This is a genomic window from Shewanella metallivivens (assembly GCF_028750675.1).
In the GTDB taxonomy this organism is placed as follows: Bacteria; Pseudomonadota; Gammaproteobacteria; order Enterobacterales; family Shewanellaceae; genus Shewanella; species Shewanella metallivivens.
In genome coordinates this window covers 628797-644355 of sequence record NZ_JAQQPZ010000013.1, presented here as the reverse complement: position 1 = coordinate 644355, position 15559 = coordinate 628797, and the positions used below count along the sequence as shown (strand labels likewise).

8 protein-coding genes, 6 tRNA genes and 3 rRNA genes are annotated in these 15559 nt (G+C 43.4%); 13 read left to right on the top strand and 4 right to left on the bottom strand.

What is annotated here, in order from left to right; all coding sequences use genetic code 11:
- Positions 1 to 17: 17 nt before the first annotated feature.
- Positions 18 to 1127 (bottom strand): acyl-CoA desaturase, encoded by a 1110-nt coding sequence (locus tag PQR79_RS15530; protein WP_238107283.1) that lies wholly within the window; start codon positions 1125 to 1127, stop codon positions 18 to 20.
- 156 nt (positions 1128 to 1283) lie between these two features.
- Between PQR79_RS15530 and fabR the strand changes: the two genes are divergently transcribed.
- A complete protein-coding gene (fabR, locus tag PQR79_RS15525) occupies positions 1284 to 1901 on the top strand; it encodes an HTH-type transcriptional repressor FabR (RefSeq protein WP_238107282.1) in 618 nt (205 codons plus the stop codon).
- 72 nt (positions 1902 to 1973) lie between these two features.
- On the opposite strand, the gene trmA is transcribed toward fabR, so the two are convergent.
- A complete protein-coding gene (trmA, locus tag PQR79_RS15520) occupies positions 1974 to 3071 on the bottom strand; it encodes a tRNA (uridine(54)-C5)-methyltransferase TrmA (RefSeq protein WP_238107281.1) in 1098 nt (365 codons plus the stop codon).
- Between the two features lie 129 nt (positions 3072 to 3200).
- Here trmA and murI point away from each other — a divergent pair, with 129 nt between their 5' ends.
- Entirely contained in the window at positions 3201 to 3980 is a 780-nt protein-coding gene (gene murI, locus PQR79_RS15515; protein WP_238107280.1) for a glutamate racemase, read from the top strand.
- 20 nt (positions 3981 to 4000) lie between these two features.
- Here murI and PQR79_RS15510 read toward each other — a convergent pair whose 3' ends face one another.
- Positions 4001 to 4453, bottom strand: a complete 453-nt coding sequence (locus tag PQR79_RS15510) for an RNA recognition motif domain-containing protein (protein WP_238107279.1) — start codon at positions 4451 to 4453, stop codon at positions 4001 to 4003.
- 665 nt (positions 4454 to 5118) lie between these two features.
- On the opposite strand from PQR79_RS15510, the gene PQR79_RS15505 reads away from it, so the two are divergent.
- From PQR79_RS15505 to birA, 7 genes are all read left to right on the top strand, one after another.
- Positions 5119 to 6661: ribosomal RNA gene (locus PQR79_RS15505) — 16S ribosomal RNA — on the top strand.
- Between the two features lie 217 nt (positions 6662 to 6878).
- Positions 6879 to 6955 (top strand) — tRNA-Ile (locus PQR79_RS15500).
- Positions 6956 to 7093: 138 nt separating this feature from the next.
- Positions 7094 to 7169, top strand: a tRNA-Ala gene (locus PQR79_RS15495).
- Between the two features lie 534 nt (positions 7170 to 7703).
- A 23S ribosomal RNA gene (locus PQR79_RS15490) occupies positions 7704 to 10597 on the top strand.
- A 237-nt stretch (positions 10598 to 10834) separates the two neighbouring features.
- A 5S ribosomal RNA gene (gene rrf, locus PQR79_RS15485) occupies positions 10835 to 10950 on the top strand.
- The 16S, 23S and 5S rRNA genes sit together here with 2 tRNA genes alongside, the layout of an rRNA operon.
- A gap of 993 nt (positions 10951 to 11943) precedes the next feature.
- Complete coding sequence (gene murB, locus PQR79_RS15480) at positions 11944 to 12960, top strand: UDP-N-acetylmuramate dehydrogenase (RefSeq protein ID WP_238107606.1); 1017 nt, start codon at positions 11944 to 11946, stop codon at positions 12958 to 12960.
- Positions 12957 to 13919 (top strand): bifunctional biotin--[acetyl-CoA-carboxylase] ligase/biotin operon repressor BirA, encoded by a 963-nt coding sequence (birA, locus tag PQR79_RS15475; RefSeq protein WP_238107605.1) that lies wholly within the window; start codon positions 12957 to 12959, stop codon positions 13917 to 13919. The genes murB and birA overlap by 4 nt, the downstream gene beginning before the upstream one ends.
- A gap of 43 nt (positions 13920 to 13962) precedes the next feature.
- Here birA and coaA read toward each other — a convergent pair whose 3' ends face one another.
- Complete coding sequence (coaA, locus tag PQR79_RS15470; protein WP_238107604.1) at positions 13963 to 14913, bottom strand: type I pantothenate kinase; 951 nt, start codon at positions 14911 to 14913, stop codon at positions 13963 to 13965.
- Positions 14914 to 15135: 222 nt separating this feature from the next.
- Here coaA and PQR79_RS15465 point away from each other — a divergent pair.
- The 4 genes from PQR79_RS15465 to PQR79_RS15450 all read left to right on the top strand — a co-directional run bounded on the left by PQR79_RS15465 (position 15136) and on the right by PQR79_RS15450 (position 15500).
- Positions 15136 to 15211, top strand: a tRNA-Thr gene (locus PQR79_RS15465).
- 7 nt (positions 15212 to 15218) lie between these two features.
- Positions 15219 to 15303, top strand: a tRNA-Tyr gene (locus tag PQR79_RS15460).
- Between the two features lie 37 nt (positions 15304 to 15340).
- A tRNA-Gly gene (locus PQR79_RS15455) sits at positions 15341 to 15414 on the top strand.
- Positions 15415 to 15424: 10 nt separating this feature from the next.
- A tRNA-Thr gene (locus tag PQR79_RS15450) sits at positions 15425 to 15500 on the top strand.
- Positions 15501 to 15559 lie beyond the last annotated feature (59 nt).

The window sequence follows — 15559 nt, the reverse complement described above, 5'->3', positions numbered from 1 at the left end:
TTTTAGTGTGACTTAACTTACTGGACGTAAGCTGCAGTTAAGCTTTTCCATTGACGCTGTCTTTCTAAAAATTGGCTGCGTAAATGTTGAACTTGCTGCTTAAGGTTATGGTCGGCTAACTGCTTGCGTTTAGCTTCAATTAAGCTCTTTTTTGCTTGATAGTATTCAAGCAAATGTTGTTTCATTAAGTCGTATTCAGCTTGAAACTTCTCAATAATTTCATCGCAGTTAGGTAAATGAGCCACTTGATTCTGTGCGTGTAAAAGTTGCATCTGTAAACGCGCACTTTCGATACGTTCTTGCGGCACTTTACGTAAGTTACTGGCTAAGCCAACCCAGCTCATCACTTTGATTAACCATTTGGTTGGATCGTAATCCCACCACTTAATGCCATTACGATAATCGTTTTCAAAAATATGGTGAAAATTGTGATAGCCCTCGCCATATGTTAATAAGGCTAAAAAAGCATTATCGCGAGCAGTGTTTTTATCTGTGTACGGCTGTTTACCCCAAATATGGGCTAAAGAGTTAATAAAGAAGGTGCAGTGATGGACTACGACTAAGCGTAATAAACCAGCCATTAACACCATCGACAGTATGTCACCGTTTAACCAACCTAAAAATGCAGGTAAACCAATGTTCATTAAAATGACTAACGCTAAGTAGTGTTTATGTTGCCACATAACGATACGATCGTTTTGTAAGTCGCGTACGTTATTGTAATCGCTGTAACGACTGGCCTGATATTCACGCAGCATCCAACCTATGTGGCTATACCAAAAGCCCATTTTGGCTGAGTACGGATCTTTATCATTATTATCAACATGTTTGTGGTGTATACGGTGATCGCTGCACCAATGTAAAGCGCTGTTTTGTAGTGCTAATGCGCCTCCTAATGCGTATAAAAAACGAACCGCAGGGTGAGCCTTATAGGCTTTATGAGACCATAATCTATGGTAGCCAGCGGTAATCGATAAACCACTAGCGTAAGCGAAAACAACAAATGCAATCCATTCAATGCCGTCAAAGCCATGGGTGAAGCCACGCCAAGGGATTAGTACCACAGCGCCAATTAAGGTAATGGCAAATAGCAGGGTATTAAGCCAAATGATTGGAGGTTTTTTCATTTAATAAGATTCCAATAATAGGTTATAGCAAGTTGAGCGTACATTTGTACGCTAATTTAACTTAGTCGATAGGGACGGGTCAAGTTTAACAGGGCTGTGTTTCTGTTTTAAAAACGGTATTATCTATTGATAAATATTGACTGAATGGACTAGTAAATGGGTGTTAGAGCACAACAAAAGGAAAAAACGCGTCGTGCATTAGTGGATGCAGCTTTTAATCAATTAAGTGCAGAACGCAGTTTTTCAAGTTTAAGTTTGCGTGAAGTTGCACGCGAAGCAGGTATTGCTCCCACTTCTTTTTATCGTCATTTTAAAGATATGAACGAACTTGGATTAACCATGGTTGATGAAGGTGGTTTAACCTTGCGGCAAATGATGCGCAAAGGTCGTCAACGCGCAGAAGCAGGTGGCAGTGTCATCCGTATTTCAGTTGATACCTTTATTGAAGTATTAGAATCTAATCCAAACGTATTTCGTATTTTATTGCATGAACGTTCAGGAACGTCGGCTGCTTTTAGAGCAGCCGTTGAGCGTGAGATTGAACATTTTATTTCAGAATTGGCGCATTACACTGAAGCGCAAGCTAACCGCACGCCAGATCTTGCGCGAGCACAAGCTGAAGCATTAGTGATTTTAGTGTTTAATGCCGGAGCATCGGCGTTAGATTTAAAACGCAGTGAACGTAAAGCATTGGCTGATCAGCTTGTATTGCAGTTGCGCATGGTGGCAACGGGTGCAGAAGCATTACAACAAAAAATGGAAAATCGTTCCTAAGGTTTTTGATATTACTAATATAACAAGGGTGCAATAAATGCACCCTTGTTGTATCTAGCGAATCGCGGTGAGTTACTTTCGTACTAACAACACCCCGGACTCCATATGGTCGGTATATGGGAATTGGTCAAATAATGCAAAGCGGCTAATTTCATGGGTTTCGCTTAGCGTCAGCAAGTTGTCTTTTAAGGTTTCAGGATTACACGAAATATATAAAATTCGCTCATAGCCCTGTACTAACTTTAAGGTCTCTGGGTCAATACCTGCACGTGGTGGGTCAACAAAAATGGTATTGCAATCATAACTGTCTAAATCAATTCCTTCTAAGCGTCGATATTGACGTTTTTTGGCCATCGCATCGCTAAAGTCTTCAGCCGACATACGAATAATTTGAACGTTATTGACCTTGTTAATATCAATATTGTATTGAGCGGCATCAACAGACGGTTTAGCTAATTCAGTGGCCAGTACACGGTTGAAATTTTGTGCAAGGGCAATCGAGAAATTGCCATTGCCACAATACAATTCAAGCAGATCACCTTGGCTTTGCTGAGTTACATCAATCGCCCATTCGAGCATTTTTACGGATACTTTAGCGTTTGGTTGAGTAAAGCTGTTTTCGATTTGCTTGTAGTGTAACGTTTGTTGATTGACGGTTAACGACTCGACCACAAAATCTTTGTCTAAGTCGATTTTCTGTTTGCGAGCTCGGCCAATAATATTGACATTAAACTGTGTCGCCAGCTTGGATTTTAATTGAATAGCTTGCTCGCGCCATTCATCATCAAGTTGGCGATGATAAAGCAACGACACTAAGATTTCACCACTTAACGTTGATAAAAAATCTATCTGAAATAGCTTGTGACGTAATGCTGGATTAGGCTTTAATTCTTCTATAATTGCCGCCATCATTTGATTAATCAGTAACCCTGCTGGTAAATATTGGTCACAACGCACTTTTGCATTCAGTGCTTTATCAAACATGTAGTAATATAGGTCATCGCCTTCATGCCACATTCTAAATTCGGCACGCATACGATAATGCATAGGTTCTGAAGCAAAGATCTCTAGCGCTGGTGGATTGAAATCGGCAAAGGCCTGTTCAAGCTTGATGCGCTTTTGTTGTAATTGTGCACCGTAGTTTTTAGGATCCATTGCAGCTAAATTCATATCGTCCACCTAATGCTGTAAAAAAGGGCGCAAATATTATACTAAATGACGCTGATGTCTAGTATTACGCGCCTCATGATAAAATAACATCACCATTAATATTGAGCAGATTTATCGTTGGAGCCCATATTGTCTGGACCTATATTAGTATTTGATTCTGGCATCGGCGGACTGTCGGTCATGAGTGAAATTAGAAAGCAACTACCTCAGCATGACTATTGCTATTTGTTTGATAATGCCCGTTTGCCATATGGTAACCTGTCAGAGCAAGAACTGATCAGTGGTTGTGTTGCATTGATAATCCAACAAGCCATTCGTTTAAATGCCAGTATAGTGGTCGTGGCATGCAATACCGCAAGTACACTCGTATTGCCTCAACTACGCCAGTTACTTTCTATTCCAATTGTTGGTGTTGTCCCAGCAATCAAACCCGCAGCAATGTTATCGCAAAAGAAACACATTGGCTTGTTGGCAACACCAGGAACCGTAAAGCGAGATTACACTCAAGAGCTTATCAAGCAATTTGCTGGAGATTGCCAAGTAGAATTATTTGGAACATCCGAATTAGTGCTACTAGCCGAAAAATATGTGGCACGACAAGCTATCGACAAAAATCAGTTAAAAGTTATCCTTGAGCCGATTATTGAATCCGATATAGATGTATTGGTATTAGGTTGTACACACTTTCCGATGATTGCAACTGAGATCAGTGATTGCATAGGACCAGGAGTTGCATTACTAGATTCGGGTGAGGCAATAGCGAAGCGGGTCAGGTTTTTGCTTTCTAAAGAGCATTGCGGCAGTAAGCAATTACAAACATGCTATACAGCAGAAATTAGTGAAGGACTTAAAGAAGCATTAGTCGATTATGGTTTTAGTGATTTTTCGCTGGTAACCATAACCGACTAATAATATAGCTAGTTCACTTATTACGAATTCTGGCTATTATCAGAGTCAGATTCTTGTGATTTAGCTTCTCTTACTTTCAAAGTACGTTCTTGGAAGCTGTAGTCATTAAGTTTGGTCATTGCCTTTTGAGCGCCAGTTTCAGACATTTCAACAAAACCAAATCCTTTACGACGACCCGTCTTGCGGTCACGCACTAAACGTACCGAGTTCACTGGGCCATACTCACCAAATAAAGCTTTCACTTCACCTTCATGTACACGGTAAGGCAGGTTACCAACATATAGTGTCATAGTTGGACCAACATAAGGCTCATCAGCAGACTTTGCTGAGTTTGTTGGCACAAAGGTAAAAATCAACGTTGCCACAACTACACCAGCAATAAACGCTACAGAAGAAGATGCACCGCCAAACTGAGAAAAAACAAAAGCGCCAAGAAGCGCCGCAATCAAAACAATCACGAATGATTTCTGCATAAAATAATCTCTAATGAATATAAAAATGATAAATAACTGTTAAAAACCGTTACATAGTAATTAAATTTTGCCAGATAAACCAGACTGCTGTTGAAAAATTGAGCTTAAACTTAACTTAAATATTAGAAATGACCATTTTGTGATCTCGCCAAAGGTGTTTCTTTAAGCAAAAAACTCAAAAAAGAAACGAACTGAACAAAAGTTCAACGTTCGAAACTATTATTGATTAAAAGCGCTTGCACTAAATCTTATGGTGCCTATAATGCGCATCCACTGACACGGCAGACAGCGAAAGCAGAAACCGGTGAGTGTTATCAAGCTACTGAGGTAGCGAAGATAACGGCAAAAAGAAGTTTGAAAAAACACTTGACGCCATAAAGGGAATGCGTAAAATACGCAGCCCTGACCTACTGAAACNNGGNNTCAACGCTCTTTAACAATNTWAWCAAGWAATCTGTGTGGACATTCACAGGTATTGAGTTATTCGAAATTGTCTTCTTGTTCTTCGGAATGTAGGCAATCAAAAAATTTAACTCAATGATGAGAATGTTCATAGTTATATGACACTGCAGCAATGTAGTGAATAATTCGTGAGCTCTTTGAGCGAAGCGAATTATAACAGTAGAATTCATTGAGCCGTTCGACGTAGTCGAACAAAAAAACTTTAATTGAAGAGTTTGATCATGGCTCAGATTGAACGCTGGCGGCAGGCCTAACACATGCAAGTCGAGCGGTAACACAAGGGAGCTTGCTCCTGAGGTGACGAGCGGCGGACGGGTGAGTAATGCCTAGGGATCTGCCCAGTCGAGGGGGATAACAGTTGGAAACGACTGCTAATACCGCATACGCCCTACGGGGGAAAGGAGGGGACCTTCGGGCCTTTCGCGATTGGATGAACCTAGGTGGGATTAGCTAGTTGGTGAGGTAATGGCTCACCAAGGCGACGATCCCTAGCTGTTCTGAGAGGATGATCAGCCACACTGGGACTGAGACACGGCCCAGACTCCTACGGGAGGCAGCAGTGGGGAATATTGCACAATGGGCGAAAGCCTGATGCAGCCATGCCGCGTGTGTGAAGAAGGCCTTCGGGTTGTAAAGCACTTTCAGTAGGGAGGAAAGGGTATTGCTTAATACGYAATATCTGTGACGTTACCTACAGAAGAAGGACCGGCTAACTCCGTGCCAGCAGCCGCGGTAATACGGAGGGTCCGAGCGTTAATCGGAATTACTGGGCGTAAAGCGTGCGCAGGCGGTTTGTTAAGCCAGATGTGAAATCCCCGGGCTCAACCTGGGAATTGCATTTGGAACTGGCGAACTAGAGTCTTGTAGAGGGGGGTAGAATTCCAGGTGTAGCGGTGAAATGCGTAGAGATCTGGAGGAATACCGGTGGCGAAGGCGGCCCCCTGGACAAAGACTGACGCTCATGCACGAAAGCGTGGGGAGCAAACAGGATTAGATACCCTGGTAGTCCACGCCGTAAACGATGTCTACTCGGAGTTTGGTGCCTTGAGCACTGGGCTCTCAAGCTAACGCATTAAGTAGACCGCCTGGGGAGTACGGCCGCAAGGTTAAAACTCAAATGAATTGACGGGGGCCCGCACAAGCGGTGGAGCATGTGGTTTAATTCGATGCAACGCGAAGAACCTTACCTACTCTTGACATCCACAGAAGATTGCAGAGATGCGATTGTGCCTTCGGGAACTGTGAGACAGGTGCTGCATGGCTGTCGTCAGCTCGTGTTGTGAAATGTTGGGTTAAGTCCCGCAACGAGCGCAACCCCTATCCTTATTTGCCAGCACGTAATGGTGGGAACTCTAGGGAGACTGCCGGTGATAAACCGGAGGAAGGTGGGGACGACGTCAAGTCATCATGGCCCTTACGAGTAGGGCTACACACGTGCTACAATGGCGAGTACAGAGGGTTGCAAAGCCGCGAGGTGGAGCTAATCTCACAAAGCTCGTCGTAGTCCGGATTGGAGTCTGCAACTCGACTCCATGAAGTCGGAATCGCTAGTAATCGTAGATCAGAATGCTACGGTGAATACGTTCCCGGGCCTTGTACACACCGCCCGTCACACCATGGGAGTGGGCTGCAAAAGAAGTGGGTAGTTTAACCTTCGGGAGAACGCTCACCACTTTGTGGTTCATGACTGGGGTGAAGTCGTAACAAGGTAGCCCTAGGGGAACCTGGGGCTGGATCACCTCCTTACCTATACGACTAACTCAATACCTAAAATGCAGCAATGCATGTGAGTGTTCACACAGATTACTTGATAGAAAGAAAGAGAAAGATATCGAAAGGTATTTTTTGCGGATTTTGATTGTTAATCAAGGCGCTTGAGGAATGAGGAAGGATGTGTAGTTCGCTACATAACGACCGAATGACGAAAGCAACGCTGAGTAACGATTAAAAGACCAAAAAGAATGGGTCTGTAGCTCAGCTGGTTAGAGCGCACCCCTGATAAGGGTGAGGTCGGTGGTTCAAGTCCACTCTGACCCACCAAATCTTCTTTAACTCTGCGTTAATTTATCCCTCGTTTAGCAAGCTAAACGTCGGCATAAATAGCCTTGATTTAAATCGATTTGGCTTCGCCAATCTTAGTGATTGGATACCGGATATCAATCTCAACTGCATGTAAATGGGGCTATAGCTCAGCTGGGAGAGCGCCTGCCTTGCACGCAGGAGGTCTGCGGTTCGATCCCGCATAGCTCCACCATTTACTTGTTGGTTCAATTGGTTTGGTCAATACGCTATAAAAAGCGGTTCGATCCCACTCACATTGCTCCACCATGACATGCATTGGTTAGAGATGCCAAAGATAAACAAAATTTATCTTTGGCTTTTTTAAGCCCGCTCTTTAACAATTTGGAAAGCTGATAGTATTTAATTGCATGAGTCTGTCATGTGATTAATTACAAATCGTTTGATGCGNCACTTTATTTTAGGTGACGTATCAAACATTGAGTTCTCAAAACACTGTTTAAGTGTCTTGAATATTCTAAAAACTAAGGCGATTTCGTGTGCGAAAGTGCATGAATTATCAAAGTAAAAACCAGCTAGTTGCAATGCAACTCAAGTTTTTCTTATCTTTTGTTTAGGCAAAGGGTGAGCGCAGTTAATCGCTTATTAGGCAAGGCTTGAAGTTGAACGACGAATGAGTGTAGCAGCGCTACATGATTGAAGAGTGAAACTGAACACGCCGCATAATAAGATGAGTAACAAGCGTAAGAAAGACCCATTTGGGTTGTATGGTTAAGTGACTAAGCGTATACGGTGGATGCCTTGGCAGTCAGAGGCGATGAAGGACGTAGTAACTTGCGAAAAGCGTTGGCGAGCTAGTAACAAGCATTTGAGCTAACGATGTCCGAATGGGGAAACCCACTCACATAAGTGAGTATCTGTACATGAATACATAGTGTGCAGAGGCAAACCCGGGGAACTGAAACATCTAAGTACCCGGAGGAAAAGAAATCAACCGAGATTCCCCTAGTAGCGGCGAGCGAACGGGGATTAGCCCTTAAGTCAGTGGGGTGTTAGTGGAATGTGTTGGAAAGCACAGCGGCACAGGGTGATAGCCCCGTACACGAAAACTAACCATTGATGAAAACGAGTAAGGCGGGACACGTGACATCCTGTTTGAATATGGGGGGACCATCCTCCAAGGCTAAATACTCCTGACTGACCGATAGTGAACCAGTACCGTGAGGGAAAGGCGAAAAGAACCCCTGTGAGGGGAGTGAAATAGAACCTGAAACCGTATACGTACAAGCAGTGGGAGCGGTTCTTGAGACCGTGACTGCGTACCTTTTGTATAATGGGTCAGCGACTTACATTTTGTAGCGAGGTTAAGCGAATAGCGGAGCCGTAGGGAAACCGAGTGTTAACTGCGCGTTTAGTTGCAAGGTGTAGACCCGAAACCCGGTGATCTAGCCATGGGCAGGTTGAAGGTTGAGTAACATCAACTGGAGGACCGAACCGACTTATGTTGAAAAATGAGCGGATGACTTGTGGCTGGGGGTGAAAGGCCAATCAAACCGGGAGATATCTGGTTCTCCTCGAAAGCTATTTAGGTAGCGCCTCGTACGAACACCATTGGGGGTAGAGCACTGTTAAGGCTAGGGGGTCATCCCGACTTACCAACCCTTTGCAAACTCCGAATACCAATGAGTGCTATACGGGAGACAGACGGCGGGTGCTAACGTCCGTCGTCAAAAGGGAAACAACCCAGACCGTCAGCTAAGGTCCCAAAGTGTATGTTAAGTGGGAAACGATGTGGGAAGGCTTAGACAGCTAGGATGTTGGCTTAGAAGCAGCCATCATTTAAAGAAAGCGTAATAGCTCACTAGTCGAGTCGGCCTGCGCGGAAGATGTAACGGGGCTAAACATACCACCGAAGCTACGGGTGCATTTCATTAGAGATGCGCGGTAGAGGAGCGTTCTGTAAGCGGTTGAAGGTGAAGGGGTAACCCACACTGGACGTATCAGAAGTGCGAATGCTGACATGAGTAACGATAAAGGGAGTGAAAAACTCCCTCGCCGAAAGACCAAGGGTTCCTGTCCAACGTTAATCGGGGCAGGGTGAGTCGACCCCTAAGGTGAGGCCGAAAGGCGTAATCGATGGGAAACAGATTAATATTTCTGTACTTCTGCTAACTGCGATGGAGAGACGGAGAAGGCTAGGCTAGCGCGGCGTTGGTAGTCCGCGTTTAAGGTGGTAGGCTGATTTCTTAGGCAAATCCGGGAAATCTTAAGGCCGAGAGCTGATGACGAGTCACTAAGGTGATGAAGTAGTTAATGCCATGCTTCCAGGAAAATCTTCTAAGCTTCAGGTTAGTAGGAATCGTACCCCAAACCGACACAGGTGGTCGGGTAGAGAATACCAAGGCGCTTGAGAGAACTCGGCTGAAGGAACTAGGCAAAATGGTACCGTAACTTCGGGAGAAGGTACGCTCTTGGCGGTGATGAGACTTGCTCTCTAAGCTGCTGGGAGTCGCAGATACCAGGTGGCTGCAACTGTTTATCAAAAACACAGCACTGTGCAAAATCGCAAGATGACGTATACGGTGTGACGCCTGCCCGGTGCCGGAAGGTTAATTGATTGGGTTATCGCAAGAGAAGCTCATGATCGAAGCCCCGGTAAACGGCGGCCGTAACTATAACGGTCCTAAGGTAGCGAAATTCCTTGTCGGGTAAGTTCCGACCTGCACGAATGGCGTAATGATGGCCACGCTGTCTCCAGCCGAGACTCAGTGAAGTTGAAATTGCGGTGAAGATGCCGTATACCCGCGGCTAGACGGAAAGACCCCGTGAACCTTTACTATAGCTTGGCACTGAACATTGAACCTACATGTGTAGGATAGGTGGGAGACTTTGAAGCATGAACGCTAGTTTGTGTGGAGTCGTCCTTGAAATACCACCCTTGTAGTTTTGATGTTCTAACTCTGACCCCTAATCGGGGTTGAGGACAGTGCCTGGTGGGTAGTTTGACTGGGGCGGTCTCCTCCCAAAGAGTAACGGAGGAGCACGAAGGTTGGCTAAGTACGGTCGGACATCGTACGGTTAGTGCAATGGCATAAGCCAGCTTAACTGCGAGACATACACGTCGAGCAGGTACGAAAGTAGGTCATAGTGATCCGGTGGTTCTGAATGGAAGGGCCATCGCTCAACGGATAAAAGGTACTCCGGGGATAACAGGCTGATACCGCCCAAGAGTTCATATCGACGGCGGTGTTTGGCACCTCGATGTCGGCTCATCACATCCTGGGGCTGAAGTCGGTCCCAAGGGTATGGCTGTTCGCCATTTAAAGTGGTACGCGAGCTGGGTTCAGAACGTCGTGAGACAGTTCGGTCCCTATCTGCCGTGGGCGTTGGATGATTGAAGGGAGCTGCTCCTAGTACGAGAGGACCGGAGTGGACGAACCGCTGGTGTTCGGGTTGTTATGCCAATAGCATTGCCCGGTAGCTACGTTCGGAATCGATAACCGCTGAAAGCATCTAAGCGGGAAGCGAGCCCTAAGATGAGTCATCCCTAGGTCTTTAAGACCTCTAAAGAGCCGTTCGAGACTAGGACGTTGATAGGCATGGTGTGTAAGCGTTGTGAGGCGTTGAGCTAACATGTACTAATGACTCGTGAGGCTTAACCATACAACCCAGATGGGTTTTACTGATACTTAGTATTAGAATGAAGCGCTTAAGCAGTGCAGAGAAACTCAAACAATCAGCTTTCCGAATTAACTAAATTTTGGTTATTAAGACGCAGGAAATTGTTAGGCTAACAAAGCCGTGACGAGCGAAGCGCGGAGTGTAGTTTACTACATGAGCACTAGAGCGAGGAAACAATGCCGTTAGACGGACAGTTAACCAGTATTTAGACAAAATTTGTCTGGAAACCATAGAGCTGTGGTACCACCTGATCCCATTCCGAACTCAGAAGTGAAACACAGTATCGCCGATGGTAGTGTGGGGTCTCCCCATGTGAGAGTAGGTCATTTCCAGACGCCTAATAAAACAATGAGGCCACCCTAATCGGGTGGCCTTTTTGTTTTGCGATAAAATACTTCTCGAATATTAACCATAAAATAGGTAATCGTGACTTATTAACTTTGGCTGGAACAGCCAGCGGCTCTTGCTCTCGTGAAGGTAAGTAATTTTTCCGCTGTAAGTAAAGCTTCAAATCACAATAAACACGGTACACGCGTTTATGGTTCCATTTATGCCCTAGGAGCCGTAATCGTTTAAATATTTTCCAAAACCATAAGCCCTATGCTTCTCAGCAATATCTGATATGGCCTCAATGATGTCATTATCATCGACACGTTTACGTTGGTAACAAAATGTGCAACGACTGATCCGTAATGCATCACAAGCCAACACAACTCCTAGGCCAAACTCATGAATGGCATAGTGGGCTAACACCTTCCGCTCAGCTGGCTTTATAGCTTTTTTTCAACAATATCTTTGAGTGCAATGTTTTGTAAGCTGACATCAGCAAACATCTTTTTAAGTTTGGCGTTCTCGGCTTCTCATTCCCGCATACGGGTTAAATCAGAGGCTTGCATACCACCATATTTAGATTTCCATTAGTAATAGGTATTTTGACCGACATTATGTTTGCGGCATAACTCTGGCACGTGAGTGCGCTAGACTCGTCTTCTTTGAGGATGTTGATAATTTGGCTTTCAGTAAAACATGTCTTTTTCATGTAATTTTCCATTTGGTTTAGTGTAAATGGAAAACTCTATTTAAAACATTCTGATTTTTAACGAGGGTTACAATATCAAGATGCCCAATATAGAAAAGTGAATGACTAATATTTTAATGACCATAAAATTGATAACGTCACCTCATGGAGCTGATTCTCTATAGTTTCGATTACTTTGGGCCGTTAAGCGTGACGCCTTTTCATTTATAATAATTATTCTACGAGTAAACAATGGGAATATAGCAAGTTAATGTACAATATCATCACTGTTTAGAAACGTAATCATCCTATGTCTATTTCACTAAAGCCGTTCAATACTTTTGGTCTGCAGCAGAATTGTTTATCTCTTATTAATGTAGACACAAAAAGTGATCTCATTTCGACTTGCGATAAACTTTATAAAGGCGATTTTCCCTTATTAATCTTGGGCGGCGGAAGTAACCTTATTTTCACTGAAAACTATCAAGGTTCTGTCGTCAAAGTATCGACAAAAGGGATAGAAATCACTAGTGATGACACACATTATTATCTAACGGTTCAGGCAGGCGAGAATTGGCATCAGCTTGTTGAATTTTGTTTAGCAAGAAAGATTTATGGTTTAGAAAATATGGCGCTGATTCCAGGTACGGTTGGAGCTGCTCCAATTCAAAATATTGGTGCTTATGGGGTCGAATTCAATCTTTTTTGCCATCAGGTTGAGTTTTGGCGGTTAGACACAGAACAATTGATAACATATAGCAACGAACAGTGCGAATTTGATTATCGTGAGTCAGTGTTTAAACAACGTTTAAAAAACTTAGCTGTGATAACTCAAGTGACATTGAAATTAGCTAAACACTGGGTACCTGTTATCAACTATGGACCATTACAGCACTTTGATCTTGCCACAGTGACAGCTAGGGATATATTTGAATGTGTTTGTCATGTTCGGCAGGCCAAATTACCCGATCCTACCATGTTAGGCAACGTTGGCAGTTTCTTTAAGAATCCTGTGATACCTGTTGAACATTACAATTCTTTGAAAGCATCATTTTCAAATTTGATTGCCTATGAGCAAGCTGACGGACAATTCAAGTTAGCCGCCGGTTGGCTTATTGACCAAGCTGGATTGAAAGGTGTTAAGGTAGGTGGTGCTGCAGTGCATCAAGATCAAGCTTTAGTACTGGTAAATCTTGGTAATGCAAATGGCAGTGACGTCTGCCAATTAGCGCGTAAAATCATTAATGCCGTTTATGATAAATTTTCGGTGGTTTTACATCCTGAACCTAGAGTTATTGGTTCTCAAGGGGAGATAGATATTAAATGAACGATCATTGGTTACGAAAACGCCAAATTCTCAATTGTTTAACTCATCAATATTTTGTCTCTGGAGAGGTGATAGCAAAGCAATTGTCACTTACTCGAGCTGCGATTAATCAACACATCGACGGCTTGAAAGATTACGGTATTGAAATTTATAGTGTTAAGGGTAAAGGGTACAAATTAGCCAATCCAATTTCATTAATTATTGAGAGTCAACTGGTTAATGCCATAGACAATCGCTGTTTTTATTTTGATGACACAAATAGTACCAATGCATTTATGTTAGGGCATGCCGCTGAACTTAAATCTGGAGATATTTGCGTAGCAGAGTATCAGTCTGCTGGTCGCGGACGGAGAGGTCGAAAGTGGATTTCACCCTACGGGCATCATATTTATGCATCGTTGTTTTGGCGTTTTAATCAGGATATTACTAAGGCAAGTGGTTTTAGTTTGGTTGTAGGTTGCGCAATAGTCGAAGTGTTAAAAGATTTTGGTGTGGAAGGGTTAGGTTTGAAATGGCCAAATGACATTTATTTAGATCATAAAAAATTAGCGGGAATTTTGATCGAGGTAAGCCAAACAACTTCACAATATACTGACTTAGTCATCGGATTCGGTATCAATATGAGTATGTCAGCTGAGCAAGGTGAACTCATAGATCAGCCATGGAGTGACTTATCAACTATGGCTCGTATGCCTGATAAAACAGCATTGTTAATTAAGCTGCATGCGCAACTTAAGCGTGATTTACAGTTATTTGAAAAGCATGGTTTATCTGAATTTGCAACGCGTTGGAATGCGCATGATTTATTCATTAATCGTGAAGTGACACTTACGATGTCACCTAATGCTGTCACAGGTATTTGTCGGGGTATCGATAGTCAAGGAGCTATTTTGTTGGAGACCGAGCAAGGTATTAGTGCATTTGTGGGCGGCGAAATCAGTTTGCGGGCAGCACAGTAAAGTTAATCTTCAAAAATCAATTTATACCGATTGTGCAAAATATTTACTTACGTAACAACACCTTGTCCATTAGATGGTTTGGGCCTTTTTGTAAGATTAAATGGGCTCTTTCACGTGTTGGTTGAATATTAAGATTTAAATTAGGTCCATTAATGGTATCCCAAATGTTTGCGGCAATTGCATTAGCTTCATCATCTGTTAATGATGAATAATGATGGAAGAAAGACTCTGGTTCGCTAAATGCGCCTTCTCTAAACTGCAAGAAACGTTGTTTATACCATTGTTTTAATAGTGATTCGTCAGCATCGACATAGATAGAAAAATCGACAAAATCAGAAACAAAAGGTCTTCTTGTATCAATAGGTGTGTCTAAGCCTGTTTGGAGTACGTTTAGGCCTTCAAGGATCAAAATATCTGGTTGTCGAATGGCTTGATGTTCGTCATGACGTCTGTCATAGGTAACATGTGAATATAACGGTGCTAATACTTCTTTGTTACCTGCTTTTACCGCTGAGATAAACTCAACCAACATTTTCATGTCGTAACTTTCAGGAAATCCTTTACGTTGTAATAACCCTTTTCGCTTCAGGTCTGCTAATGGGTATAAAAATCCATCAGTAGTGACAAGATCGACCTTAGGGTGCTCAGGCCAGCGTTGTAATAGGGTTTGTAGGATACGTGCTGTGGTACTTTTCCCCACAGCGACACTGCCGGCTATACTGATAATATAGGGGCTTGGGGTCGTTTGTTGTTCTAAAAACTTATCAAGAACAAGGCCTCGTTGTTGTTTAGAGCCTACAAACAGGTTGAGCAAGCGACTGAGAGGAAGGTAAATGTCGGTCACTTCATCGAGCGACAGTTTTTCATTCATGCCTCGTAAGTTTTCGAGTTCAGTTTGACTCAATGTGAGAGGCACTGATTTACGAAGTTCAGCCCAATGCTCGCGCTGAAAAGCAAAGTAAAGTGCATCTTGTATTGAGTTAATTGAAGTCATAACCATTCCTCTAGGTTGGTCAGGCACATTACACTATCGAATAATGACCGACAATACTTTGATATTGATTTGTGGTCATGCGTAATATAATCGATTATAAATTGTGCTTTTTTCATAAAACGAGACCAAAAAAGCGTCATTTGAAACTTTTTTTAAGTTTTTTAGCATTTATCTATTGCACTCCTGAGCACATTTACCTAATATCCGAACCCGAAATGACACGCCGGCATAGCTCAGTTGGTAGAGCAACTGACTTGTAATCAGTAGGTCCCGAGTTCGACTCTTGGTGCCGGCACCATTTTACTGGAGGGGTTCCCGAGTGGCCAAAGGGATCAGACTGTAAATCTGACGGCTCAGCCTTCGAAGGTTCGAATCCTTCTCCCTCCACCATTTTTTCTAGGTAGTTAGGTAGCCTATGTTAGGTTGCGCGGATGTCGTATAATGGTATTACTCCAGCCTTCCAAGCTGATAACGCGGGTTCGATTCCCGCCATCCGCTCCAAAATTTGATTGCTGATATGGCTCAGTTGGTAGAGCGCACCCTTGGTAAGGGTGAGGTCGGCAGTTCGAATCTGCCTATCAGCACCAGCCTGTCATTATTCTAACGCCTAAACGATAATTGATTCGATGTCATATATATGCATCGG

Excerpts from the sequence above, each read along its gene's own strand:
- PQR79_RS15530 (WP_238107283.1), bottom strand. The coding sequence starts at position 1,127 with ATGAAAAAACCTCCAATCATTTGGCTTAATACCCTGCTATTTGCCATT.
- fabR (WP_238107282.1), top strand. The coding sequence starts at position 1,284 with ATGGGTGTTAGAGCACAACAAAAGGAAAAAACGCGTCGTGCATTAGTG.
- trmA (WP_238107281.1), bottom strand. The coding sequence starts at position 3,071 with ATGAATTTAGCTGCAATGGATCCTAAAAACTACGGTGCACAATTACAA.
- PQR79_RS15510 (WP_238107279.1), bottom strand. The coding sequence starts at position 4,453 with ATGCAGAAATCATTCGTGATTGTTTTGATTGCGGCGCTTCTTGGCGCT.
- murB (WP_238107606.1), top strand. The coding sequence starts at position 11,944 with ATGTCTATTTCACTAAAGCCGTTCAATACTTTTGGTCTGCAGCAGAAT.
- birA (WP_238107605.1), top strand. The coding sequence starts at position 12,957 with ATGAACGATCATTGGTTACGAAAACGCCAAATTCTCAATTGTTTAACT.
- coaA (WP_238107604.1), bottom strand. The coding sequence starts at position 14,913 with ATGACTTCAATTAACTCAATACAAGATGCACTTTACTTTGCTTTTCAG.